The sequence below is a fragment of the Salinarimonas soli genome (assembly GCF_008386575.1).
Taxonomy (GTDB): Bacteria; Pseudomonadota; Alphaproteobacteria; order Rhizobiales; family Beijerinckiaceae; genus Salinarimonas_A; species Salinarimonas_A soli.
This window is the reverse complement of sequence record NZ_VUOA01000145.1, coordinates 1-487: the sequence shown is the minus strand read 5'-3', so window position 1 is coordinate 487 and position 487 is coordinate 1. Positions and strand designations below refer to the sequence as shown.

The 487-nt window shown below is 53.8% G+C and carries 1 protein-coding gene; it reads left to right on the top strand.

Translation table 11 applies throughout. The features are described from left to right. A partial coding sequence (locus F0L46_RS27710) for a tropomyosin (protein WP_149822404.1) occupies window positions 1-430 on the top strand: 430 nt, incomplete at its 5' end. Window positions 431-487 lie beyond the last annotated feature (57 nt).

The following is a 487-nucleotide window of genomic DNA, read 5'->3' as shown; positions in this document are numbered from 1 at the left end:
CCTCGAAAATCAGCTGAAGGAAGCCAGGTTCCTCGCTGAGGAGGCCGACAAGAAATACGATGAGGTTGCTCGTAAGCTGGCCATGGTTGAGGCTGACTTGGAGCGCGCCGAGGAGCGTGCCGAGTCCGGCGAATCCAAAATCGTTGAGCTTGAGGAGGAGCTCCGTGTCGTTGGTAACAACCTGAAATCTCTGGAAGTCTCAGAGGAGAAGGCCAACCAACGCGAAGAGGAGTACAAAAATCAGATCAAAACCCTCACCACCCGTCTGAAGGAGGCTGAAGCACGTGCCGAGTTCGCCGAGCGTTCCGTGCAGAAACTGCAAAAGGAGGTCGATAGGCTTGAAGACGAACTTGTCGCCGAAAAGGAGAAATACAAGGACATCGGAGACGATCTGGATACCGCCTTCGTAGAGCTCATTCTCAAGGAATAAGCTTCCGTTATACAAAGACCCGAAGTCTGAGTGCCCTGGCAACACCATCAGCCCGCC